Origin of the sequence: Humidesulfovibrio sp., assembly GCF_030689645.1 — a bacterium.
Lineage (GTDB): Bacteria > Desulfobacterota > Desulfovibrionia > Desulfovibrionales > Desulfovibrionaceae > Humidesulfovibrio.
The window spans coordinates 1-21,289 of sequence record NZ_JAUYFU010000100.1; the positions used below are offsets into that span (position 1 = coordinate 1).

A 21,289-nucleotide genomic window follows, 5' to 3' on the forward strand; every position below is an offset into this window, starting at 1 on the left:
ATGGTGTTGACGTAGACGATGCGTCCGTCAAAGGCCAGCCCCGCAGCCATGCCGATGGCATGGGCCTCGTTGATGCCTTCCATGATGAAGCGTTCGGGCAGTTCCTCGCGGAACTTCTTCAGCGTACCGAAGCCCAGGTCAGAGCCCAGGAACACGATGCGCTCGTCAGCCTTGGCCAGCTTGTGGACCATGTCCAGACATCTGCCGCGCATCTACGCACCCGCCTTTGCACTGCCGGAAGGTGCGAAGGCCGCGCGCAGGCCTGCCATGTCCTCGTCCGTGAACTTGCTCTTGTGGTGCCAGGCCAGATTGTTCTCAGACGGGACGTAGCCCTTGCCCTTCACCGTGTGGCAGATGACGCAGGTTGGCTTTCCGGGCTCCAGGGGCGCGGTCTGGAACACCTCACGCAGGGCGCACAGGTCATGGCCGTCCACCTCGCGCACGGCGAACCCGAAGGCCCGCCATTTGTCGGCCAGGGGCTCCAGGTTCTGCACGGAAAAGGTCGTGTCGTATGATTGCTGCTTGTTGTAGTCCACAATGGCGATCAGGTTGTCGAGGCTGCGGTTGCCCGCGGAAAGAGCCGCTTCCCAAACGCTGCCCTCGTTGATCTCGCCGTCGCCCATGGCCACGAACACGCGGCTGTCGCGCCTGTCCATGCGGGCGGAAACGGCCATGCCCACGCCGATGGACAGCCCGTGCCCCAGGGCGCCGGTGCTGGCTTCGACGCCGGGCACTTTGCCGGCCTCAGGGTGGCCGCCCAGCATGCCGTCGTAGGCGCAGAACCGGCACAGCTCGTCCGCCGGGAAGAAGCCCTTGTCCGCCAGCACCACATAGAGCGCCAGGCAGCCGTGCCCTTTGCTCAGGATGAAGCGGTCGCGCTTGGGGTCCGTGGGGTTTTTCGGGTCGATGCGCAGCACGTCGTCGTAGAGCACGCGCACGATTTCGAGCAGGGAGAAGGTGGAGCCCACGTGCCCGCGCCGGGAGTGCTCGAAAATATCAACCACGTCTTGGCGGAGCTTTTTGCCCCGTTCGTCCAGCGGTGTTTTGCCGCCGGGCTGGGTCTCAACACAAACTGTCTGCTGCATGGGTCGTCCTCGTTTGCTGGAGCATGGTGCGGGCTTTGGCCAGCTGGGCGGCGCGGCGCTCGAAGGCTTCGTCGGCGCAGGCGGCATCCGCCGCGAAGCGCCGCCGGGCATCGGCTCCGCGCAAGAATTCATTCAGAAGTATGAGGCACCACTTGATTCCGTAAAGTGGGTACACTGCGGCAACGCGCCTCTGCAAGCCGGGGTCGGATGCGGCGAAGCGGGCCAGGAACCCGGAAGCGAAACGCTGGCGCAGGGGGCCGGGCAGGCCCATGGCCGGGTGGAGCACGAAGTCGCACAGGGTCTTGGCCGGGTCGTCCCACCCGAAGTACTCGAAGTCCACGAAGTTTAGGCCCGCGTTCGCACGCAAGGCGTTGTGCAGGCCGAAGTCAGAGGGCGAGAGGGTCCGTTGGTTTTGGGGCAGCTCGCGCTGCGGATCGCCCAGCAGCGCTGCGGCTTTCGCGAGGCTGGTCTCCAGGAATGGTGCCAGCTCTGCGGACAGGAAGCTGGACAGCTCCGCACCCAGGCAGGCGTGCCGGGGCACGGCCAGGAGCGCGTCGAGGCGTCCTCGCAGGTTGGTCGCAAGTGCGTCCAGGGAGAAGCATGCTTCTGAGGCGGGCGGAATCTGCGCCGCTACATCGGGCGTCAAAAAGCTGGCAAGGCTGCGCAGGGCGTCCAGGAACTCCAGGCAGGCGTCCATGTCCGCTTCCGTGGCCGTGGTGGCGGAGGCCTGTGCGCCGGAGAGAAAAGTATACAGCGCCAGACCTTGGGCCGGGTTTTTGGCCACGGGCAGGGCTACGAGGGGCGCCAGGCGCGCATCGGCGGCCAGAAGCGAAAGTGCGCGCCATTCCGCGCCCAGGCGGTCACGCTGGTCGTCCTGGTGCAGGTGGTAGTGCTTGCCAGCCAGCACACGGCCGCTGGTGGTCTCCACCCGGTACACGCGGGAGTTGCGGCCTCCGTAAATGCGCTGGCAGGAGGCCACTGCCTCGCCGGTCAGGGCGGCGAAGTCCGGGCCTTGGGTCCCCTGGGCTGGCGCAGCGGGCTCAAGCCCGGCCAGGAGAAGGGTGGAAATATCTGCCCAGGTGCGCACCCGCGTTACGCCGGGCTGGGGCGCAGCGTCGCCCGCCGGGTCATACAGCAGGCGCGTGACGCCTTCAGGGAAGGCGGGCTCGGCAAAGGTCTCTTCCAGGTCGTCCACGAAGTGCGTGCAGCCCAGGGCGGCGATGCGCGCCACCTTGGCCTCGCGTGTGGGCTCGAAGAAAACGCGGTCCGGGGTGAGTCCTGTGCCCGGTTCAAAGAACCCCTTGGCGCGCAGAAAATCCATGGCGGCGAGGTGGAAGTCCGCGCCATCGGAGTAGTTGTTGGCCACGCGGGTCTTGTGGCTCACGATGTAGAGCTGCAGGTCGGCCCCGGCGCTGCGCAGGCGGGCGCAGGCGGCCAGGAACCCGGACACCCCGTCCATGAGCCGGGCGCGCGGCATGTGCGTGCCGTAGACCAGGGCCTGCAGCTTGCGCCACTGCTCTTCGCCGTGGTCGCCCTTGGCGCGCAGGGCGTCGCGCAGGGCGCGCTTGCCAAGGCGCAGAGCCTGTTGCGGCGCCGGAGGGGCGATATACCCCTCCGACACCGCCAGGTCGCACAGAAGCTCGTCGTAGCCGACGAGGGTGTTGTCGAGGTCGAGCCCGATGACAGGCCTGGACGGAAGGCTGTGGGCGCGGCGCATTGCTTCGCGGGATCCTTTGCTATTTCAGCTTTACGGCCTGCATGAGCTTCACGTTGTAGTAGCTGATGTCGTCAAAGCTGTTGGGCAGCTTGCCCGCCTCGAAGGCCTTCTTCAGATCCAGAATGGCTTCCTGGATGGTGTGCTTGGGCTCGAAGCCCAGCTCGTCTTTAATCTTGCGGCTGGACACGTGGTAGGAGCGGTTGTCGTTGGTGGGGGTGGTGGTGATGGGAATGCCGCCGCCCAGAGTCTCGCTCACCATCTGCGCGATCTCCTTCACCTTGTAGTTCTCGTAGCCCACGTTGTAGATCTTCTTCTGGATCTTCTTGGGGTCCTGCTTCAGCATGAACAGGTACACCTCGCACATGTCTTCAATGTGCAGGTTGGGGCGCTTCTGCTCGCCGCCGAACACCGTGATCTGGCCCTTGTTGATGGCGTGGTTGGTCAGGATGTTCACGGTGAGGTCCAGGCGCATGCGCGGAGAGTAGCCGCACACGGTGCTGGGGCGGATGGTGGTGACGATGAAGTCGTCGGTGGCCGCAGCGTTCAGGTATTCCTCGCACATGGCCTTGAACTTGGAGTAGTCGGTCAGCGGCTCAAGGGGCAGATCCTCGGTGACTTCCGCATCGTCCTTCAGACCGTAGACGCTGGAGCTTGAGGCGTAGAGGAAGCGCTTCGCGCCGTTTTTCTTGGAGATGTCCACCAGGGGCAGGAAGGCGTCGTAGTTGATGGAGCGGCCCAGGTTGGGGTCCAGCTCGTAGCTTGGATCATTGCTGATGCAGGCCAGGTGGATGACCGCATCGCAGCCGGGGAGGTGCTTCTCCAGCAGGCTCACATCGCGCAGATCGCCCTTGATCTCTGTGAGGCCCGGGTGGCCCTTGCCTCCAAGGATAACGTCGTCGCCGTAAAGATAGAGGTCAAGCACCTTGACGTTGTAGCCCGCGTTCAGGAGCTTGGGAACGAGCAGGGCGCCTACATAGCCTGCGCCTCCGGTGACGAAAACGGTCTTGATGTCGCTCATGGTGTCAGTCCTGTCTTGTGTTTGAGGCCGGAACGTCTCCGGCCAGGTTCGCGGTATTGCCGACATTGTCGTAGATTGTTGCGGACGCATGTGGCCTTGTGCGTGTGGGGCTCGCCAATTGGCTTGCGCATGTGGAGCCCCGGCAGCAGCCACTTCCGGCTAGTCCCCTTCTAGAGCCCCTGAAGCGCGGTCCAGAGTTCAGGCACGCTCTCGTTGTGCCGCGCACGGCAGTAGAAGCTTTCGCCCCCGTCGGCCACTGTGCGAACAAGCATGGTTTTCCAGGGGCGGAAATAATAGGCCGCGCTGCCTTTTGGCGGTTCCGCGCGCAGGTCTTCCGGCAGGTCATGCAGGTCGCATACCAAAGACGTGAATTGCCGGATCTGTCGTCCCTCCTGTGCGGCCACGTTGCGCACCATGGCCAGGGCCTTCAGGTACACCTCCGGGGCCATGACCGCACTGCCGAAGTTCATCACCACCCCGCCCTCAAGGCGCTCAAGACCGGCGGCATAGATGAGGAAATCACGGTGGCTGGCAGCGCCGAAGGCCGCACCGTCAAAGTTCGGGTGCTGGTGGATGATGTCCTGGCCGATGGAGATGTGCGCCGTCACTGGCACGTCGAGCTCATAAGCCGCAGCCACCAGGGACAGGGCCTTGTGCGGATACGATCCGGCGGCGATTTCTCGGCCCAGGCTTTCGCCCAGGCCCAGGCCCTCGGCGTTGCCGCGCGCCACGATGTTGTTGATGCGCCCAGTTTCCGTCCACAGGCCGAATTGGCCGTCCTTGATGTACCGGGCCACGCTTTCGGTGGTGGCCCCTATGAGCGCCAGTTCGAAGTCGTGGATCAGGCAGGCCCCGTTCACCGCGATGTGGCTGATGAAGCCCTTGGCGAGCATGTCCTTGAGGTAGGGCTGCATGCCGCTGCGCAGCACGTGTGCGCCCATCATGAGCACGCGGGCCGCGCCGGAGCGCTTCGCGGCCGCGAGGCGTTGGGCCACGGCGGCCAGGGCTGGCCGGACGGAGGGCGTTGGCGCGGGCGTGGTTTTGGCCGGGCAGGTCGTTAGGGCGAAGTCGAGGTCGTGGGTGCGTTCCGCCAGCGGTAAAAGCCGCAGGCGGCTTACGTCGAACAGGCGGTGGCGCGTAGGCATGCGGGCCTACTTCAAGAGCGAGGTCAGATATTTCTGGGTGCTTATGCGGTCAATGGCCTTCTTGTTGCCGATGACCCCTACGGCCAGGCCGCCCACTACGTTGCCAAGAAGGGCGATGACCTCGCTTTGCACGCCGAGGGCCGCAGCCAGGGAGCTGATGGCGAAGAAGGCGTCGCCGGAGCCGATGCGGTCCACCACCTTGTGGGCGAAGGCGGGGATTTCGACCAGCCCCTCTGAGGTGAGGATGGTGCAGCCCTTCTTGCCGCGTGTGACGGCAAGCGCGCGGGTTCCCAGGCGTTTGGCGGCCTTTTGCATGATAGGCACCAGCGGCCCGGTGAGGTCGCGGTCCTCCAGGCGCATTTCTGGTTCGGCCAGGCTTACATAGTCCGCGCGTTCGTAGCGGCCGATGGTGTGGAAGCCGCGGTTGCCTGCGTTGGCCTGGGTGTTCACTGCCAGGAAACGGGCCTTTTGTTCCAGCATTCTGCGCATGTTGTGTGAAATGGTCCCATGGCCGAAGTCTGCCGTGATGACGAGGTCGTAGTTCGCGATTTCCGCAGCGACGGCGGACACGAATGCGGCGTCGGTCTCCGGCGGCAGGCCGGAATCGTCCATGTGGTAGATCTCAAGAAGTTTGTTGAGAGTGTAGCTCTCGATGTAGCGGCGCTTTTCGATGGTGGGTGCGCCCTTGTGCAGGGTCAGATGCGGCCGTACCTGTGGCGCCAGGCTTTCGCGGATGAATTGCTCGCGATCGCCCTGCTCGCCGAAGACCGTGAACAGGCGCACCTCGGCCACGTAGGACGAGAGGTGGTTGGCCACGGCCAGCACGCCTCCGGCGAACAGGTCGCTGGAGTCGTGTTTCAGGGCCAGCATGGGCTCCTTGCTGGAGGAGCCGATGACCGTGCCGTAACGGTAGTCGTCCAGAATCGTGTCGCCCAGCACCAGAACCTTCAGGTTCTGCATGTCGTCCAGCACCTTGACAAGGTCGGACTCGCTGTAGCGCATGCGGAACACGTTGAGATACTGCTGCACTTCTTCCGGGAAGGTGGACAGGAAGCGGTTGATGAGGTTGGAGGAGCTGAATACTATATCCTTGGAGAAGGCCATCTCGGCCCCCACCTCTCCGGCGACTTCTTCCTCGGCCTGAAGTTTGCCCGTGGCGTCGCTTTTTGCGTCCTTGAAGTCCGAGCCCTTGCAGTAAACATCGGGCCGGATGGCGCGCAGAGTCTCCACTGCGGTGGGCCAGAGGTTCACGGCCACGTGGTCCACGCAGTCCAGGCTGGCGATGGCCTCGGCGCGCAAGCTCTCGTTGAAGGCCGGGCGGTGCGGCCCCTTGTCCACATAGCGGTCCGGGGAGATGGTGACGATGAGCAGGTCGCCCATGGCCCGCGCCTGCCGCAGATAGCGGATGTGCCCTATGTGCAGCAGGTCGAAGCAGCCGTGGGCCAGTACGATCCGTTGTTTGCCCTTGGCTGCGGCGGCGATTTTTGCCAGCTCTTCAAAGGGAACGATCTTGCTCACGTTATTCATGCTGGGCGCTCCTGCCGCCAGCCCTCGGCGGACTAGTCTGCCACGCTGATGGCCGGGCCATTGAATTCGATGTTGAGAACTTCATACTCAACACGTCCGCGGGGCACGATGATGACGACTTCGTCGCCTTGGTGCTTGCCCAAGAGCGCTTGCCCCACGGGGGAGAGTATGGAGACGCTGCCTTTGCAGAAACCGGTTTCGTCCGGACCGAGGAGCGTGTATCGCTTCTGTTCTCCCGTGTCCACGTCTTGAAGCTCTACGGTGGCTCCAAAGCTGATTTTGTCGCCGCCAAGGGCCTTCATGTCAATGACGTTGTATTTCGCCATGCGCGACTCGATGAAGTTGATGCGCGCCTCCATCATGCCTTGGCGCTCTCTGGCTGCGTGGTAGCCGCCGTTTTCGCGCAGGTCGCCCTCTTCGCGTGCCAAACGAATGGCCTCGGAAACCTCGGGGCGCTGCTTCTTCAGGCTTTCAAGCTCCTTCTTCATGAGCTTGTAGCCTTCCTGAGAAATGGGGAGACTCGACATGGTTGCTGCCTCTCTGCATCTCGCGGTCAGGTGTGCCGCGCTTGGGTCTGAGCAATAGAACAAGAAGCCTGCGGGGACTTCCCGCAGGCCGCCTGCTAAAGACATAGGGGACATAAAACATCACAAGCGGGGGGTCAAGGGCGTGCCCCCTGCGGCTGCGGCGTGGTTCGCTACTGCTAGCGATTGCGCCGGGCGCTTAAGAAGTCGAGCACCTTACCCGCCAGCCCGATGCCCAGGCTGAGGCCGGAGAACGACCGGCGCACGCGCGAGCGCAGGGCCAGCACCTCCAGCTGTATGACCTGGCGGCGCAAGTCCGCCTGAACAGCCAGTCTGGCTTTGGTCTGGGCTACGTCGTTGAGTTCGGCGTCTAGAAACATTGCTTGTCCTTCTCCAGCTCCGCCAGCGTCTGGGCGAACATGTTCTTGCGCCCGGCCAAGCGGTGCTTGAGCCCCGCAAACGCCCACACGGCAGCAACAATGCAGGCGCCGGCCAGCACGCCCATCCCTGCTGCGCGCCATTCGATGGGCAATATGGCCAAAAGGGCAAGAATGCCAAGGATCAGCCCCAGAAGGCCGAAGACAACACCGCAACATGCCAGGATGAGCACCTGCACCAAGCGGATTTTGTCTTCGCGCAGCTCAAGCCCCAGCAACTCAATGCGGTCCTTGAGGGTCTGCGCCAGGGCCTCGGCGATGCGCCCGGAGGTGCCGCCGAGGTCCAGGTCTTCCAGAAGCGGGAGCTTCACGGCTACTTCCGGCCCATGAGCCAGCCGAGCATGAGCCCGATGACGAAGGAGCCGCCGATGGCGTAGTAGGGCTTGTCCCGGATGATCTTATCTGCGTCCTGCATGCGGTTCTTGAGGTGGCCTTCCAGCTCGCCGCACTTGACCTTGGCGACGGCTAGGCGCTCTTCCAGCACCACGCGGGCCGCGCGTGTGCGGTCGTCGATTTCGCCGGCAGTGGCCTCGATGAGCTTCTGGGCGTGGTTGATGACCTCGCGCAGTTCCTGGGCCATTTCTTCGCTGTGGGCGCTGTCCTTGAACATGTTGGCCTCCTTGAGGGCGATGGACGAGTGTGCTGTGTGTAAGGCTGCACTATATTCGCCTGGACGGGGCGATTCTGTCAAGGGTTTGGGTTAACTTTTGCGGGGGGTTGCCCTGTTTTCATCTAGCCTATGCCCGGCTCCGTGGTCCAAGAGTAGATGGGCGTGAGGGGCTGGTAGTCCACCAGGTCAACGCGCATGGCGCAGATGGCCCCGAACATCGGCGGCAACACCAGGTTGTTCAGGGCCTTCCAGGGCTGCGTGCTGTTCCAGGTGCAGGGCGGGCCGGGCAGCGCGGAGCGCGTGCGCGCTGGCGTCTTGCCCGTGTGGACAAGGGCCAGGGCGCGCATTTCCGGCCAGGTGAACCACCGCGCCTGCGTCAGTGCGTGGCCCCGGTTCCAGGGCCAGGGACAGCCTCGCGCCAGCCAGTAGGCCGAATGGCGGTTCAAAAAGCCGATGACCAGGCCCTTGGCGGCCACGCGCGCCGCCTCGGCCAGCACCTGGCCGGGGTCCTGGCAGAACTCCAGCACGGTCCAAAGCACGCAGAAGTCGTATTCGTTGTCCGCAAAGGGCAGGGCCGAGCCGTCGCCGATATAGAGTTCGGCAGAAGGTCCCAGGCGGCGACGGGCGGCGGCGATCATTTCCGGGGACTTGTCCAGTCCGGCCACCGAGAAGCCGTCGTCGAACAGTATTTGCTGGAGCAGGCCGGTGCCGCAGCCGATTTCGAGCACGCGCTGGTTTCTGCGCGGCCATTCGGCCACCACGCGGTCGAGCAGTCGCCGTTCGGCCCCAAGGGCGAAGCGTCCCTCGGGCGAGGAGAACCACTGATCGTAGCGCGTAGCGTCCCAGTCCATGCGCGGCCTGCCTGCGGGTCCCGAGGGGGGGAGGGGGAGCCCCCGGACCTCGGGTGGGATCCAGGGGCTGTCTTCTTCGAGCGTTACGGGCTATTCGGCGTTCAGGGCCTCGTAGACCTTGCCCACCATCTTCTCGGATGGCGTCAGGGTTTTGGCCCCGGGGGTCCACTTGGCCGGGCAGGCCTCGTTGGGGTTCTTGATAAGATGGACGTTGGCCTCCATCTTGCGCACCAGTTCGTCGGCGTTGCGGCCCACGTTGTAGAAGTTCACCTCGCTGGACACCAGCACGCCCTGGGGGTTGATGATGAAGGTGCCGCGCAGGGCCAGGCCGGACTCCGCGTCCCAGACGTCGAAGAGGCGCGACACGCCTCCGTTGGGGTCGGCGGCCATGAGGAACTTCACGTCCTTGAGCAGGCGCTCGCTGGTCTGCCAGGCCAGGTGGGCGAACTTGGTGTCGGTGGAGACGCTGACCACCTCGGCGCCGAGCTTCTTGAGCTTGGCGTGCTGGGAGGCCAGGTCGGCCAGCTCCGTGGGGCACACGAAGGTGAAGTCCGCCGGGTAGAAGACCAGCACCAGCCACTTCTTTTTCTTCTGGATCTTTTCGGAATCAACCACGGTGAAACCGCATTCAGTGGGATCGTAGGCTTCCAGGGTGAAGTTGCGGATCTTCTGGCCGACCTTGGCGCACTCCATGTAATCGTATTCTTCCTGCTCGTGCTCGTGATCGCAGCATTCCATGAGCGTCTCTCCATTGTTTTCGGTGAAGGTGCCAGGACGCCCGGCGTGCGGGCGCGACTCTTCCGGTTCTAAGGCACAATAGGATTTCATCCTCAGGGAGTCAAGGTTCGCCCCCTTCCCACGCGGCGCTTCGTGCTATATCTATACGCCCACGAACGTGGCGAATATCACGCGCCAGACAGACACAACAAAACAAAGAGGCCACATGACTCAGCTCACCCACGGCTTTCTGCTCGAGCGCGAACAGGAGATTTCCGAACTCGCAGCTACGGCGCGCATTTACCGCCACCAGAAAACCGGTGGCCGCCTGCTTTCGCTCATCAGCCCGGACGAGAACAAAGTCTTTGGCGTAGCCTTCCGCACCCCCCCGGCCGATTCCACCGGCCTTCCGCACATCCTGGAGCACAGCGTGCTCTGCGGGTCGCGCAAGTATCCGGTGAAGGAGCCCTTCGTGGAGCTCATCAAGGGATCGCTGAACACCTTCTTGAACGCCCTCACCTTCCCTGACAAGACTTGCTACCCCGTGGCCAGCGCCAATCTGCAGGACTTCTACAACCTTGTTGATGTCTACCTGGACGCCGTGTTTTTTCCCCGCCTCACGGAGAACACGCTGAAGCAGGAGGGCTGGCACTACGACGTGGAGAATCCGGCGGACCCGCTGGCCTTCAAGGGCGTGGTATTTAATGAGATGAAAGGCGCGTATTCCTCGCCCGACAGCCTGCTGGCCGAATACTCCCAGCGCGCGCTTTTCCCGGACACCTGCTACGGGCTGGACTCCGGCGGCGACCCGGAGCGCATCCCGGACCTGACGTTCCCGCAGTTCATGGATTTCCATAAGCGCCTGTACCATCCGTCCAACGCTTATGCTTTCTTCTCCGGCGACGATGACCCGGAAAAACGCCTGGCCATGCTGGACGAGTATTTCTCCCAGTTTGACGCTCCGGCTCCGGGCGAACCGGCTTCGGAAGTAGCCTTGCAGCCTGCCTTTGCAGCGCCTCGGCGTTCCGTGCACTTCTATGCTGCCGACGCCGCGCTGGATGAGGCGGACGAGGATGAGGACGGCGAAGGCCCCAGTGCGGAGATAGGCGCGGCGCGGGCCATGTGCACCGTGAATTTTGGCCTGCCCGAAGCGCAGAGCCCGGACCTGGGCCTGGCCCTTGAGGTGCTGGAGCACGTGCTCATAGGTCTGCCGTCGTCGCCCCTGCGCAAGGCCCTGGTGGACTCCGGCCTGGGCGAGGACTTGACCGGCGGGGGCCTGGAGACCGACCTGCGCCAGATGGCCTTTTCCGTAGGACTCAAGGGGCTCGTCGTCGGTGAGGGTGCCGACGCGGAGGCTGTGGCCGACAAGGTCGAGGCGCTGATTCTGGACACCCTGCGCCAGTTGGCCCAGCCGTCTGGAGCCAATGGCCTGCACCCGGACGACATCCGCGCGGGCCTGAACAGCGTGGAGTTTGACCTGCGCGAGAACAACACAGGCAGCTATCCGCGCGGCCTGGTGCTCTTTTTCGAGGCCCTGTCCACCTGGCTGTACGAGGGCGACCCCCTGGCGCTTCTGCCCTTCGAGGGGCCGCTGGCCCGGCTCAAGGCCCGGCTCGCCGCTGGCGAAAAGGTCTTTGAGAATCTTATTCAGGCGCACTTCCTGGAAAATCCCCACCGTGCCTTAGTGATACTGAAGCCCGACCCCAGCCTGGGCGCCAAGCGCGAGGCTGCGGAAGTCGACCGTCTGGCCGCGGTGAAGGCTGGGCTTTCGGCCTCTGAACTGGAGCGCCTGAGCCAGGAGACGCACGAACTGCGCGCCTTGCAGGAGGCTCCGGACTCCCTGGAGGATCTGGCCAAGATTCCGCGCCTGACCTTAGCCGACTTGCCGCGCGAAAACGCTAAAATACCCCATGAACGCGTGGAGCTGCCCGGCGTGGGGGCGGCCGCCTATGTGCACGACCTGCCCACCAGCGGCGTGGTGTACCTGGACCTGTCCTTTGACCTCTCCGCCGTGCCCGATTCCCTTGTGCCCCTCGTGCCCATCCTGGGCCGGGCGCTTTTGGAAATGGGCACCAAGCGCACCAGCTTCGTGGACCTCTCCCGGGCCATCGCCATGACCACGGGCGGACTGTGGGCCCAGACCTTCGTGTCCTCCCTTCGCGGGCAGGGCCCGGAAGCTGCGTGTCAGCGCCTGTTCCTGCGGGGCAAGGCCACGGCAGAGAACCTGCCCTCGCTGCTTGGCCTTATGGGCGAGGTGCTGCTGGAGGCCGACTTCAGCGATTCCGAGCGCCTGGGCAAGATAGTCATGGAGTCCAAGGCGCGGCGCGAGCAGCGGCTTATCCCCTCGGGCCACACCCTGGCCGTGACGCGCCTCAAGGCTCGCACCGGCGTGGCCCAGGCCATGAGCGAGGCCATGAGCGGGCTGTCCGGCCTGACCTCCATCCGCGAGCTTGCCGGGCGTATGGAGACCGCGCCAGACTCCGTGTCCCGTGACCTGCACCAGTTGCTGTCCCTGCTGCTTTCCCGCCGGGGGCTCCTGGTGAACCTGACCACTGACGGCAAGACCATCGGCTCGGTTTTGCCGGGCATCGGCGCCCTGGCCTCCAGCCTGCCCGACTTGAGCCTGGCCCCGGCTTTGCGCGCCATTCCCGTGCTGCCGGAGCGCGAGGGGCTGTGTCTGCCCGCTCAGGTGAACTACGTGGCTGCCGGCGGCAATGCCCGCGCCCTGGGCCAGGAGCCGGGGGCCGCCGGGTCCGTGGTGGCCAAGTTCCTGCGCGCAGGCTACCTGTGGGATCGAGTGCGCGTGCAGGGCGGGGCTTACGGAGCCTCCTGCGCCTACAGCAGGCTTTCCGGCAACCTCAGTTTCGCATCCTATCGCGACCCCAATGTGAGCCGAACGCTTGACGCCTATGCCGGTGTTGGTCCATACCTCTCCGGACTTTCTCTAGACTCTTCGGAGTTGGAGAAGAGCATCATCGGCAGCATTGGCGACATGGACCACTACATGCTGCCTGACGCCAAGGGTTTTACCGCCCTGGCGCGCGAGTTGACAGGCGAGGACGATGAGTATCGTCAGGCCTCGCGCGAGGCCGTGCTTTCCACAAGCCGCAAGGACTTTGTGGCCTTTGGCGAGGCGGTTGCGGCGGTGATGAAGAGCGGGCCGGTGGTTATCGCCGGCGGTCGCGAAGCGCTGGAGAAGTCCGGCCTGGGCCTGACCCTGACAAAGGTGCTGTAACGAGATCAGACGCGGGGGCGTCAGGCCTATGACGCTCCCGCTTGCACAGAACCCCTGACCCAAATCCTGCGATCCGCTGGGGCCTCTCTCCCTATAAAGGAGAGGGCTTGGCCTTGATCTTGCAAATACGACGGCATGGCAATACGTACCCACACCCCGACCACCACCGCACGGCTCCTGCGCCCGGCCATCCTGGCCGCGCTGGGGCTTTGGCTGTTCTGCGCCGGAGGGTGCGCCATGCTGCCCTTCGCCGTAACCACCACGGCCTCTCTGGCCATGCCGCAGAACGCCTCCCTGGCCATGAGCGGCGTCAAGGGCGCGTACAATACCGCCTATCTCGCCAGCGACGAGCGCGATATGAATACCATTGTTCGCGACAACATGTTGACCTTGAAGGCGAAAAGCGCGCTGATCACCGCCAAGGACTCTGGCGATGTGCAGGTGCTGGCCCTGAACGGCGACATCTTTGTGGTTGGCACCGTCAGCTCCCTGGCCGGGCGTGACGGGATCATCCGCGCCATGCAGCAAGTGCAGGGAGCCGGGGCCGTCAAAGGTCACCTGCGCTTGCGCGATCCAGAACTCACTCCGGTCGCCGTTTCCGATGACAGCCTTGAGAACCGGGCCCGCATGGCCCTTTCGCGCCATCTGCTGCATAAGAACAACGGAGTTGAGGTGCAGGCCGTGGAAGGGGAGGTCTGCCTCATGGGCGTTGTAGGCACCCACGCCGAAGCCCTGGACCTCATCCAGTACGTGGAGTCGGTCACTGGCGCGCGCGTCCTGTCGCTCCTGGCCATCCGCAACGAATACGCCACCGGTCGCACTGAGACCAACCGGCTCTATCTTTTGGAGCCCAGCGACGTCATCGCTCCGCGTGGGCTCACCTTGGCCGACGAGACTCAGCATTTGCCCAGAACGCCTGTTGTTCTCACCAAAACAGCGCACCCAACACCGGAGAAGCGCCTTGCCGAAAGCCACCCGGCTTCCGCACCTGCCCACAATAAGGCGCGTGCGTACATTCAGCAGAAGCTCATCACCCTGGCCAAGCGCGAGCTTAACCTGAAGGCGCGCGCCGAGCTGCTCTCCACTGCCGCCCAGGTGGCGCAGGACCGGGATCTTTCCATTGCCGACCGATTGTCCGTTGCAGCGGCGCAGGCGACGCAGCAGCAGGCCAAAGTGAAAATTGAGGCGTTGCTGGCGTTGTATTAGCGAGGGAACACGCTTCGCGGCCAAGGGGGCGTCAACTCCCTTGTGCGCCGGAGAGTATCGCCAGGGCCGGGGTTGAGCTTCACGCTTGACCCCGGCCCTGGCTATTTTAGCACCCCGCAGGGCAAGATGCACGCACAGGGCCGCTCCATCATCTCTGGCCCTTCCTCTGCGCCGCCCGGCCCTTGGTGCGGACTATTCCCAGAGAGCGCAGCCACCCTCTTTCTCCAGATGCCCCTCATCCTCATCTGGTGCTTCAGGCTTCTCACCTGCAACGTCCTCGTTCTGTCCGGGCAGCTCAATGTCCAGGGCGAAGATCCTGTTCTGGGGTTGCGCCGTTTCTTTGCCCCCGCCGTAACGGTCGGGGTTGAGGGTTTTGAGCAGGAACATGAGCAGTTGGTCAGAGTGCTTCACCGTGCTGCCGCACTCGCGCCCCTGGTGGAACACGGGCACGGACACCCCAGACAAGGCCCGCCGCACTGCTTCTGTTTCCAACGCGGCCACGGCGCGCTTAATGGCGCCCTCTTCCGCCTCCTTGGCGGCGGGGCGTTTCGCTGCCGAAGAGCCCGCTGCAAGACGCTTCATTCTTGGGCATTTTTTCGGCAAATCTGGGGCATTGAAGGTGGCGGCGGCGGACCTTTTGGTTGAGTAAGCTTGAGCGAATTGGAAGGCCATTTTCTTGTTCATGCTGTCCTCCGGTGCAAGTGTGTCTCTATCTAGCTGATGCGTTTGGGTAATTGTCCCGATTTGTGGTCATAATAAACTGGTTTAGCAGGACATGTTTTTCTTGCAGTCTTGCTACGCAGTGGTAAAAGCTAGGGTGTGGGAAGGAACGGCCATCCCGCAAACCCGCAATTTTCTGCACCTCAAGGAGTTCTCGTTATGAAGAAAGCCCTCATCGCCATGTCCCTGGTCCTCGCGTTCTCTGGCATGTCTTTCGCCGCTGACGCTGCCGCCCCGGTTGAGAAGCCCGCCGCCGAATCCGCCGCCCCCGCCAAGAAGGAGAAGAAGGCTGCCAAGAAGGCCCCCAAGAAGGCCGCCAAGAAGGAAGCCGCCGCCGAGAAGAAGGCCGAGTAGTTCTAGTCTCCCAGCGGACCATTGGCTGATGCTTCCTACCGGAAGCGCAATGTTGAGGTTTACTGATAGTTTTAGAAGGGCTCCGGGGATTCTCCAGAGCCCGTTTTCTATTGCGGGCAGTATAGCACAGGTATGACAGGGAGGATGAAATGCCCCCAAGAATGGATGGGGAAAGGGCGTTTTTACCCCGTTGACAGGGTCTGGGGGGGTGAACAGACGCTGGAATAGCCCTTTGGACTTAAAGTCGTTGCCAGAGGCAATGGGAAAGGGTAGGACTCAAAGCCAAGACGCTGGTTGCGATTCACCTCTTAAGCAAAGGAAGGCCCGTGGCAAAGCCGAATTATCAGTACGAAAAGCGCGCCAAGGAATTGGCGAAGAAGAAGAAGAAGGAAGAGAAGCTTCGCCGCAAGCAGGACAACGCTCAGCGCGGCGTGAGCGATACGGACGAAGCTCCGGTTGAGGGCGCCGTGGCCCCGGCCGCAGGCGAGACCCCCCAGCCTTAAAGGCGCGCCCGCCTGCCTAGAACGTCACTGAAAGGCTGACGGAACCGAACATTTGCGGGCTCTTTTGCCCGTCATATTCCTCTGTCCTGTATACATGGGTATAGGTCAGTTTTGTTGCGCCCATGACCAGCCCGACGCCTGCTGAGAGGTCGGCCACGAAGTGTTTCTTGGTCACGCTTGGGCTGTGCTGCCAGGTATTGCCGTCCAGAAAGATGTTGCGGGCCACGGCGCGGCCTTCCGCACCGGCGAAAAGGTGCAGCCCGAAGCCGGAGTCCTTGCGCAGGCGCGGGTCATCGGTGTCCGCGGGGGCGCTGACCCCACCGCCGGGGCTGATGAGCGACGTGCCGAAGTCCCAGGGCAGGTTCAGGCCGAGCCGGGTCTCAAACCCCGCGCTTGCCTGGGTGAGCACGTTGCCCACCGTGGCTCCGAAGCGCGGCAGAAGATCCCAAGCCACATCGTGGCCCAGGTCGACGCGGGCCGTGCGCAGCGTGCGCTGCCAGGAGAGCATGAGCCCTGGCTCGTCGTGGATCTGGTTTTCCCAGCCGCGCGCGCGCTTGAAGCCCATGAGGGTGTGGTAGTTGTTCTGCGTCTCGCCCGCCCGGGCAGACGGCCCCACTATTCCAAGAGTCGTCTCGAAGGTGTCCAGCTGCCGGCTCGTCTTGCCGTGCAGGGCCAGTGAGGCGTAGCTCCAGCCTGCGTAGGGGCGATCCTCGGGCTGGTACTCTGTGGTCGAGGTGTTGCGGGGGGTGTACATGTTTTGCCCGGCGGAGAGGGCCACGTTGTACTGCTGGTCCGGGTCGTTAACAAAAGGCAGGGCGGCCAGATATGGCAGCACGAAGTCTGGCAGACGCTCGTCCTGCGCGTATTTTTTAAGATCCCCCGACACCCAGGATAACTTGATGCCGTTTGTGTAATGTTCGTCCGTGCCGCCGAAGAAGTCGTTCTCCTCGATGAGGATGAGGGTGGAGGCGGTTTCGGGGCGGTCCTGGCCCGTTGGTCCGGCGGTTGCGGCCGCCTTTGCCGGCAAGGCGAGGGCCAGCAGTACGGCGGCGGCGAGGCCGATGCACAGGGCCAGGGCGAGGGAAGGCTTGGGGGAGCGCATGGGCGGGGTTTGCACCTCTGGCGCGTGCGTGTCAAGGCGCGGGGTGTTTGAAACAGCAGGGTTTTCGCTTGCATGGCCGCCATGGTCTGCCTATGCTTGCGGCTCATTGTGCCACGTTATTGCCTCAATCTCTCACCCCAACGCGATGGAGTACTCATGCGCCGAGTCGCCTCGACCATTTTCCGTTGCCTTGCCTGCCAATGCGCTCTTTTGGCCCTGCTGGCCGGGGCCGCTCAGGCCGCGCCCCAGGAACTCTATGCCAAGTCCGACACTGCGCGGGTGCATTACGTCAATCAAGGCAGCGGTCCAGAAGCTGTGGTGTTCATCCACGGCTGGGGGTGCGACCTGACCTTTTGGCAGGCCCAGACAGCCGCCCTGAGCCAGGAGCGCCGGGTTCTGGCGCTGGATCTTCTGGGTTTTGGCAAAAGTGATGCGCCCGGGGTCGAGTACACCCAGGATCTGCTGGCCAAGAGCCTCGCTGCGGTCCTTGATGCTGCGGGCGTTCAGCGGGCGGTGCTTGTGGCGCACAGCATGGGGTTGAGCGTGGCCAAGCGATATATCGACACCCATCCTGACCGCGTGGCGGGGCTGTTCATTGTTGATGGCGCGTACGTGAATCTGCCCAAGGACGAGGCCCAGGTGCAGGTTTTCCGTGAGATGCTTGCCAAGCCGGAGACAGGCACCCCGAAGGGCTGGCGGCATTTCGTGGCGGGCTTCGTTGGCCCCATGCTCACCCCGTCTACTTCGATCCAGGCGCGGGAGAAGATCCTCAGCGCCATGCAGGGCGCCCCCATCCATGTGGCGAAAAGCTCCATGTTGCATTTCATGGAGCCGGGAGGCTGGAGCAGCGCCACGGCCACTGTGCCTGTGCGAGCCGTGTACGCGGCAGGGCCGTCCGAGGGGCGGGACGTGCGAGGCTATCTCTCCACGGTATTTCCGGGGATGGCGTACGAGGAATGGGACAATACCGGGCATTTCATCATGTTCGATCAATCCGAGCGCTTGAGCGCCGCCATCGCCTTGTTCGCGGCCCAGGTGCTCCAATAGCGGTCATTTCTTCCTCTGGCATGATGGCTGCTAAGCATGGGGTAGGCACCCTTTCACCATAACGGCGGAGGTTCCCCCCCATGGGTTTGCGGTATTGTTTGTGTTCGATGGGCCTGCTGTTGGGCCTGCTGTTGGCTGGCTGTGCCGATCCTGGCTTGGATCGCGTGGACGTGACCTGGGAGACGGACCCGCCGCCGCGTTGGGGCTTGTTCCCTGGCTATCGGCAGGAAATTCCCTGTCCCAAGGGCGCTATCTACCGCGTGGACGTGTTTTCCAAGGGCAAGGCCTTCACCGGCGGCACCGTGAGCGATGCGGGTTATGCTCTGCTTTTCCAGCCCACGGCGGGCGCCAGGGACATCGAAGCTGAGCGGGATGGCCGCGAGCGCATGGCCATCTACGCCATCTTGCGCGACGAAAACGGCAAGAGTCGCCGACTGCTGGCCCTGCGCATAGAGCGAAAGGCCGATACCATGGTGTTCGAGTTTCCCAAGAAGTAGCGCCGCGTTTGCAAAGAAGTCCCTGCAGGGCCTGCGGATCGTCTCCGTTGGCCCTGTTTTTGTTCCGTGGTCGTGTGGCGAAGATGGCCTGGCGCGCCTGACGCAAGTCAAGGAGCGCCGTCGAAGTTCGTGGCACTGTTGGGCACGTTCCTCCGCAACCTCAGCCTGGGAGTTCTGCATGCGTCCCATCGCAACCAATAATCCGGTCAGCGCTCCGGCAGAAGACGTCTGCCCTCTGGTCGAGACCTGTCGCGTGGTGCCTCATCTGCCCTCTGGCGTGGTCACGGCCAGCCAGTTGGAGGCCTTGGCGCAGGCACTGCGCCGATATGCCATTCCATTCGCCAAGCTCACCACCGGGCAGCGCATTGCGCTCATGGGCGTGAGAGGCGAGGATCTGCCGGACCTGCTGTCCGACCTTGGGGCGGCGGGCCTCGGTGTAGAGCCGGAGGCATCCCACGGTGGGGGCTTCGTGCAGGCATGCCCAGGCAGTGTTGGCTGCAAAAACGGCACGCAGGATACCATCGCCATGGGTCTGCGGGTGGAGGCGCTGCTGGTCGGTCTGGCGGCCTTGGGCCTGACGCTGCCCGCCAAGGTGCGGGTGGGCGTTTCCGGCTGTCCCCGGTGTTGCGCAGAGTCCTACGTGCGCGACGTCGGCCTGGTGGGGCGCAAGGACGGCTGGACCGTGATTTTTGGCGGCAACGCCGGGGCCAAACCACGCGCAGGGGATGAACTGGCCTCCGGGCTGCACGCGGATGCGGCGTTGGATCTGGTGCGGCGGTTGCTGGAGCATTATGGCGCAGGGGCGCGCAAGCACCAGCGCACGGCGCGGTTTGTGGAAGCGGCTGGCATCGGGAGCGTGCGAGAGGCGCTTGGCTTGAATTACAACCACGCTTGATTTCAGCGGCGCTTCTGCTATTTGCTGATAAGGTGTTCCTGGTGCCCCCGCCGGAATCGAGGAGGCCTTGCATGCGCCATTCACCTGTGTTTCGACTCAATGCGTTTCGTTTCGAGCTGGGCGGCCACCTCCTGTCGCGTCTTGCAATGCTGTTCTTGCTTGCTCTGGTTCTCTGCGCCTGCGCTGGCGCCAAGTACACAGACCAGCCCACCATGGCTGTTGACCTTACCCAGGGCGAGATGCGGGGGCAGGTTGCGGGCACGCGCGTATTGGCCAAGGCTGATGAGTGGCGTAATTCCGGGGTGCTGGTGCGCAAGGGGGGGGCATATTCCATCACGGCAGCCGGGCGTTGGAATGTGTGGGGCACCTGCCCATGGACCGACGCTGATGGGCTGAACATGTACGGTCCGCTCTGCATCGACTGGGGCAACGCCTATCTCAAGGGATGGAGCCACGCTGCGCTCATCGCCAAGATCGGGGAGAACGGCACGGCCTTCGGGGTGGGCAAAAGCCTGCGCTTCACCGCCGCAGACGACGGACTGCTGTACTTCATCATCAACGACACCCCAGGGCATTTTTGGGACAACAATGGGTATGTCGATGTGAACATCTCGCTGGTAGGAGGTGGGGCCCTGGCCCAGTCGCCTGCGCCTCCGGGGCCGTCTGTGCCGCCTGCTCCAATTCAAGCCAAGAAGAAGGCCAGTGCGGCCCTGCCCTCTGCGACGGCTGTGCCAATCCCGGCCCCCGCGCCGCCTCCTGTGTTCGTGGAGCAGGCAGCGCCTGAACCAGCGCCGCCCGAGCCTGCACCGTTGCCGCAGGTCGTGTCCCAACCGCCGCCACAGGCTCAGCCAATGGCCCAACCCTTTGGCAGGCGCACCGCACTGGTCATCGGAAACGGGGCGTATCCTAGCGCGCCCCTGCGCAACCCGGTGAACGACGCCCGCGACATGGCAAGCGTTCTACGCAGTCTGGGCTTCGAGGTCATCGTGCGTGAAAACGCCACTCTGCGGCAGATGGAGGACGCTGTGGATGAACTCTGGAAGCGGCTCAGGAACGGCGGCGCTGGTCTGTTCTTTTTTGCTGGGCACGGGCTGCAAGTTGCAGGGCGCAACTATTTGGTGCCAGTGGACGCGCGCCTGACTGTGGAGCAGGACGTGAAGTACCGCTGCATGGACGCCGGGTTGGTGCTGGGCCGCATGGAGAACGCTGGAAACGGCTTGAACATAGTCATCCTCGACGCTTGCCGCAACAACCCCTATGCGCGTAGCTTCCGGTCCACCACCGAGGGCCTGGCCAAGATGGACGCGCCCAAGGGGTCGCTGGTGGCGTACGCAACGGCCCCAGACTCCATTGCAGCAGACGGTACAGGCAAGAACGGTATCTACACCGGGGAGCTGCTCAAGAATTTGCGCACCCCGGGCATCAGCGTCGAAGAACTGTTCAAGCGGGTGCGCGTAGGCGTGCTGCGGGAGACGGGGGAAAAGCAGGTGCCGTGGGAGTCTTCGTCGCTTACAGGGTACTTCATGTTCAACGCAGGCGGGCGTTGAGGCTGATTGTCTGTCCCGGCTCTTTTGGCTAGAATAAGCCTTATAATCATCCGCCGGAGGAGAATCCATGTCCCGCACCACACGTATTTTGCTCAGTCTTAACCTCGTTGCCGCCCTTTCAGGCTGTGCGGTTGCCCAGAAAGTTCCTGTGAGCACCGATCCCAGCGGGGCCGTGGTCTACCTGGATGGGAACAAGGTCTGCGAGGCCACCCCATGCAGCGTGGAGATGCTGAATGACAAGAGTCACCTGCTGACCATCGTCAAGGACGGATACCGCCAGAAGGATATCCAGGTGCGGCCAGTGCAGAACAGCGGCGGCGGTAAAGCCCTGTCGCCGGACATCGTCACCGTGCGTTTGCGCACGCCCGACCAGCCGGACATAAGCGATAAGGATAGCGCCGTGGGAACCGCCATTGAGCTCGGCACCGAAGTGTTGCAGCGAGTTCTCAAGGATTCGGGCCTGGGCTCTGGTTCCGGCAAATAGCCTGCGGCCAAAAGAAAGCGGCCCGGCTCCCTGCGAGGGGAACCGGGCCGCTTGTTGTATAACTGAAG

General features: G+C 63.6%; 22 protein-coding genes and 1 pseudogene. 9 read left to right on the forward strand and 14 right to left on the reverse strand.

Features of this window, described 5'->3' with window-relative positions; all coding sequences use genetic code 11:
* From Q8O35_RS13295 to Q8O35_RS13350, 12 genes and pseudogenes are all read right to left on the reverse strand, one after another.
* Window positions 1–212 (reverse strand): annotated as a pseudogene (locus Q8O35_RS13295) (transketolase); the annotation flags it as partial.
* Window positions 213–1,085, reverse strand: a complete 873-nt coding sequence (locus Q8O35_RS13300) for a transketolase (protein ID WP_305574124.1) — start codon at window positions 1,083–1,085, stop codon at window positions 213–215. It abuts the pseudogene before it with no gap.
* Window positions 1,063–2,802, reverse strand: coding sequence for a hypothetical protein (locus tag Q8O35_RS13305; protein WP_305574126.1), 1,740 nt, complete (start codon window positions 2,800–2,802; stop codon window positions 1,063–1,065). Before Q8O35_RS13305 ends, Q8O35_RS13300 begins: the two co-directional genes overlap by 23 nt.
* 19 nt (window positions 2,803–2,821) lie before the next feature.
* The gene (locus Q8O35_RS13310; protein ID WP_305574128.1) at window positions 2,822–3,820 is read right to left on the reverse strand and encodes an NAD(P)-dependent oxidoreductase; all 999 of its coding nucleotides are present in this window, start codon (window positions 3,818–3,820) and stop codon (window positions 2,822–2,824) included.
* 170 nt (window positions 3,821–3,990) lie between these two features.
* Window positions 3,991–4,965: a hypothetical protein gene (locus Q8O35_RS13315; RefSeq protein ID WP_305574130.1), complete on the reverse strand. Its 975-nt coding sequence runs from the start codon at window positions 4,963–4,965 to the stop codon at window positions 3,991–3,993.
* A 6-nt stretch (window positions 4,966–4,971) separates the two neighbouring features.
* Window positions 4,972–6,492 (reverse strand): PfkB family carbohydrate kinase, encoded by a 1,521-nt coding sequence (locus Q8O35_RS13320; protein WP_305574132.1) that lies wholly within the window; start codon window positions 6,490–6,492, stop codon window positions 4,972–4,974.
* Between the two features lie 32 nt (window positions 6,493–6,524).
* Complete coding sequence (greA, locus tag Q8O35_RS13325; protein ID WP_305574134.1) at window positions 6,525–7,019, reverse strand: transcription elongation factor GreA; 495 nt, start codon at window positions 7,017–7,019, stop codon at window positions 6,525–6,527.
* Window positions 7,020–7,195: 176 nt separating this feature from the next.
* Complete coding sequence (locus Q8O35_RS13330; RefSeq protein ID WP_305574137.1) at window positions 7,196–7,396, reverse strand: hypothetical protein; 201 nt, start codon at window positions 7,394–7,396, stop codon at window positions 7,196–7,198.
* Window positions 7,387–7,764: a phage holin family protein gene (locus tag Q8O35_RS13335; RefSeq protein WP_305574139.1), complete on the reverse strand. Its 378-nt coding sequence runs from the start codon at window positions 7,762–7,764 to the stop codon at window positions 7,387–7,389. The genes Q8O35_RS13330 and Q8O35_RS13335 overlap by 10 nt, the downstream gene beginning before the upstream one ends.
* Before the next feature lie 2 nt (window positions 7,765–7,766).
* Window positions 7,767–8,063: a YqjD family protein gene (locus Q8O35_RS13340; RefSeq protein ID WP_305574141.1), complete on the reverse strand. Its 297-nt coding sequence runs from the start codon at window positions 8,061–8,063 to the stop codon at window positions 7,767–7,769.
* Between the two features lie 122 nt (window positions 8,064–8,185).
* Window positions 8,186–8,914: a class I SAM-dependent methyltransferase gene (locus Q8O35_RS13345; protein ID WP_305574143.1), complete on the reverse strand. Its 729-nt coding sequence runs from the start codon at window positions 8,912–8,914 to the stop codon at window positions 8,186–8,188.
* 90 nt (window positions 8,915–9,004) lie between these two features.
* Window positions 9,005–9,652 carry a peroxiredoxin gene (locus Q8O35_RS13350; protein ID WP_305574145.1) on the reverse strand — a complete coding sequence of 216 codons (648 nt, stop codon included), beginning with the start codon at window positions 9,650–9,652 and terminating at the stop codon, window positions 9,005–9,007.
* Between the two features lie 205 nt (window positions 9,653–9,857).
* Here Q8O35_RS13350 and Q8O35_RS13355 point away from each other — a divergent pair, with 205 nt between their 5' ends.
* Together Q8O35_RS13355 and Q8O35_RS13360 are read left to right on the forward strand one after the other, a co-directional pair.
* Window positions 9,858–12,866: an insulinase family protein gene (locus Q8O35_RS13355; RefSeq protein ID WP_305574147.1), complete on the forward strand. Its 3,009-nt coding sequence runs from the start codon at window positions 9,858–9,860 to the stop codon at window positions 12,864–12,866.
* A 135-nt stretch (window positions 12,867–13,001) separates the two neighbouring features.
* Window positions 13,002–14,072, forward strand: a complete 1,071-nt coding sequence (locus tag Q8O35_RS13360) for a BON domain-containing protein (protein WP_305574150.1) — start codon at window positions 13,002–13,004, stop codon at window positions 14,070–14,072.
* Between the two features lie 192 nt (window positions 14,073–14,264).
* Here the strand turns inward: Q8O35_RS13360 and Q8O35_RS13365 are convergent, their stop codons facing one another.
* Window positions 14,265–14,654 (reverse strand): hypothetical protein, encoded by a 390-nt coding sequence (locus Q8O35_RS13365; RefSeq protein ID WP_305574152.1) that lies wholly within the window; start codon window positions 14,652–14,654, stop codon window positions 14,265–14,267.
* A 297-nt stretch (window positions 14,655–14,951) separates the two neighbouring features.
* Here Q8O35_RS13365 and Q8O35_RS13370 point away from each other — a divergent pair, with 297 nt between their 5' ends.
* Window positions 14,952–15,146: a hypothetical protein gene (locus Q8O35_RS13370; RefSeq protein ID WP_305574154.1), complete on the forward strand. Its 195-nt coding sequence runs from the start codon at window positions 14,952–14,954 to the stop codon at window positions 15,144–15,146.
* Window positions 15,147–15,472: 326 nt separating this feature from the next.
* A complete protein-coding gene (locus Q8O35_RS13375; protein ID WP_305574156.1) occupies window positions 15,473–15,649 on the forward strand; it encodes a hypothetical protein in 177 nt (58 codons plus the stop codon).
* 16 nt (window positions 15,650–15,665) lie between these two features.
* Here the strand turns inward: Q8O35_RS13375 and Q8O35_RS13380 are convergent, their stop codons facing one another.
* Window positions 15,666–16,751 carry a lipid A deacylase LpxR family protein gene (locus Q8O35_RS13380; RefSeq protein WP_305574158.1) on the reverse strand — a complete coding sequence of 362 codons (1,086 nt, stop codon included), beginning with the start codon at window positions 16,749–16,751 and terminating at the stop codon, window positions 15,666–15,668.
* A gap of 156 nt (window positions 16,752–16,907) precedes the next feature.
* On the opposite strand from Q8O35_RS13380, the gene Q8O35_RS13385 reads away from it, so the two are divergent.
* The 5 genes from Q8O35_RS13385 to Q8O35_RS13405 all read left to right on the forward strand — a co-directional run bounded on the left by Q8O35_RS13385 (window position 16,908) and on the right by Q8O35_RS13405 (window position 21,221).
* On the forward strand, window positions 16,908–17,798 hold the full coding sequence (locus Q8O35_RS13385; protein ID WP_305574160.1) for an alpha/beta fold hydrolase: 891 nt from the start codon (window positions 16,908–16,910) through the stop codon (window positions 17,796–17,798).
* A gap of 107 nt (window positions 17,799–17,905) precedes the next feature.
* Entirely contained in the window at window positions 17,906–18,295 is a 390-nt protein-coding gene (locus Q8O35_RS13390) for a hypothetical protein (protein WP_305574162.1), read from the forward strand.
* Window positions 18,296–18,473: 178 nt separating this feature from the next.
* Window positions 18,474–19,190, forward strand: a complete 717-nt coding sequence (locus tag Q8O35_RS13395) for an NAD(P)/FAD-dependent oxidoreductase (protein WP_305574164.1) — start codon at window positions 18,474–18,476, stop codon at window positions 19,188–19,190.
* Window positions 19,191–19,261: 71 nt separating this feature from the next.
* Window positions 19,262–20,737, forward strand: coding sequence for a LecA/PA-IL family lectin (locus Q8O35_RS13400; protein WP_305574166.1), 1,476 nt, complete (start codon window positions 19,262–19,264; stop codon window positions 20,735–20,737).
* Between the two features lie 67 nt (window positions 20,738–20,804).
* Window positions 20,805–21,221: a PEGA domain-containing protein gene (locus Q8O35_RS13405; protein ID WP_305574168.1), complete on the forward strand. Its 417-nt coding sequence runs from the start codon at window positions 20,805–20,807 to the stop codon at window positions 21,219–21,221.
* The last annotated feature ends 68 nt before the right edge of the window (window positions 21,222–21,289 follow it).

What these genes read in the sequence shown, in the direction of transcription:
- Q8O35_RS13300 (WP_305574124.1), bottom strand. Translation starts at nt 1,085, where the DNA reads ATGCAGCAGACAGTTTGTGTTGAGACCCAGCCCGGCGGCAAAACACCG.
- Q8O35_RS13305 (WP_305574126.1), bottom strand. Translation starts at nt 2,802, where the DNA reads ATGCGCCGCGCCCACAGCCTTCCGTCCAGGCCTGTCATCGGGCTCGAC.
- Q8O35_RS13310 (WP_305574128.1), bottom strand. Translation starts at nt 3,820, where the DNA reads ATGAGCGACATCAAGACCGTTTTCGTCACCGGAGGCGCAGGCTATGTA.
- Q8O35_RS13315 (WP_305574130.1), bottom strand. Translation starts at nt 4,965, where the DNA reads ATGCCTACGCGCCACCGCCTGTTCGACGTAAGCCGCCTGCGGCTTTTA.
- Q8O35_RS13320 (WP_305574132.1), bottom strand. Translation starts at nt 6,492, where the DNA reads ATGAATAACGTGAGCAAGATCGTTCCCTTTGAAGAGCTGGCAAAAATC.
- greA (WP_305574134.1), bottom strand. Translation starts at nt 7,019, where the DNA reads ATGTCGAGTCTCCCCATTTCTCAGGAAGGCTACAAGCTCATGAAGAAG.
- Q8O35_RS13330 (WP_305574137.1), bottom strand. Translation starts at nt 7,396, where the DNA reads ATGTTTCTAGACGCCGAACTCAACGACGTAGCCCAGACCAAAGCCAGA.
- Q8O35_RS13340 (WP_305574141.1), bottom strand. Translation starts at nt 8,063, where the DNA reads ATGTTCAAGGACAGCGCCCACAGCGAAGAAATGGCCCAGGAACTGCGC.
- Q8O35_RS13345 (WP_305574143.1), bottom strand. Translation starts at nt 8,914, where the DNA reads ATGGACTGGGACGCTACGCGCTACGATCAGTGGTTCTCCTCGCCCGAG.
- Q8O35_RS13350 (WP_305574145.1), bottom strand. Translation starts at nt 9,652, where the DNA reads ATGGAATGCTGCGATCACGAGCACGAGCAGGAAGAATACGATTACATG.
- Q8O35_RS13355 (WP_305574147.1), top strand. Translation starts at nt 9,858, where the DNA reads ATGACTCAGCTCACCCACGGCTTTCTGCTCGAGCGCGAACAGGAGATT.
- Q8O35_RS13360 (WP_305574150.1), top strand. Translation starts at nt 13,002, where the DNA reads ATGGCAATACGTACCCACACCCCGACCACCACCGCACGGCTCCTGCGC.
- Q8O35_RS13365 (WP_305574152.1), bottom strand. Translation starts at nt 14,654, where the DNA reads ATGAAGCGTCTTGCAGCGGGCTCTTCGGCAGCGAAACGCCCCGCCGCC.
- Q8O35_RS13370 (WP_305574154.1), top strand. Translation starts at nt 14,952, where the DNA reads ATGAAGAAAGCCCTCATCGCCATGTCCCTGGTCCTCGCGTTCTCTGGC.
- Q8O35_RS13380 (WP_305574158.1), bottom strand. Translation starts at nt 16,751, where the DNA reads ATGCGCTCCCCCAAGCCTTCCCTCGCCCTGGCCCTGTGCATCGGCCTC.
- Q8O35_RS13385 (WP_305574160.1), top strand. Translation starts at nt 16,908, where the DNA reads ATGCGCCGAGTCGCCTCGACCATTTTCCGTTGCCTTGCCTGCCAATGC.
- Q8O35_RS13390 (WP_305574162.1), top strand. Translation starts at nt 17,906, where the DNA reads ATGGGCCTGCTGTTGGGCCTGCTGTTGGCTGGCTGTGCCGATCCTGGC.
- Q8O35_RS13395 (WP_305574164.1), top strand. Translation starts at nt 18,474, where the DNA reads ATGCGTCCCATCGCAACCAATAATCCGGTCAGCGCTCCGGCAGAAGAC.
- Q8O35_RS13400 (WP_305574166.1), top strand. Translation starts at nt 19,262, where the DNA reads ATGCGCCATTCACCTGTGTTTCGACTCAATGCGTTTCGTTTCGAGCTG.
- Q8O35_RS13405 (WP_305574168.1), top strand. Translation starts at nt 20,805, where the DNA reads ATGTCCCGCACCACACGTATTTTGCTCAGTCTTAACCTCGTTGCCGCC.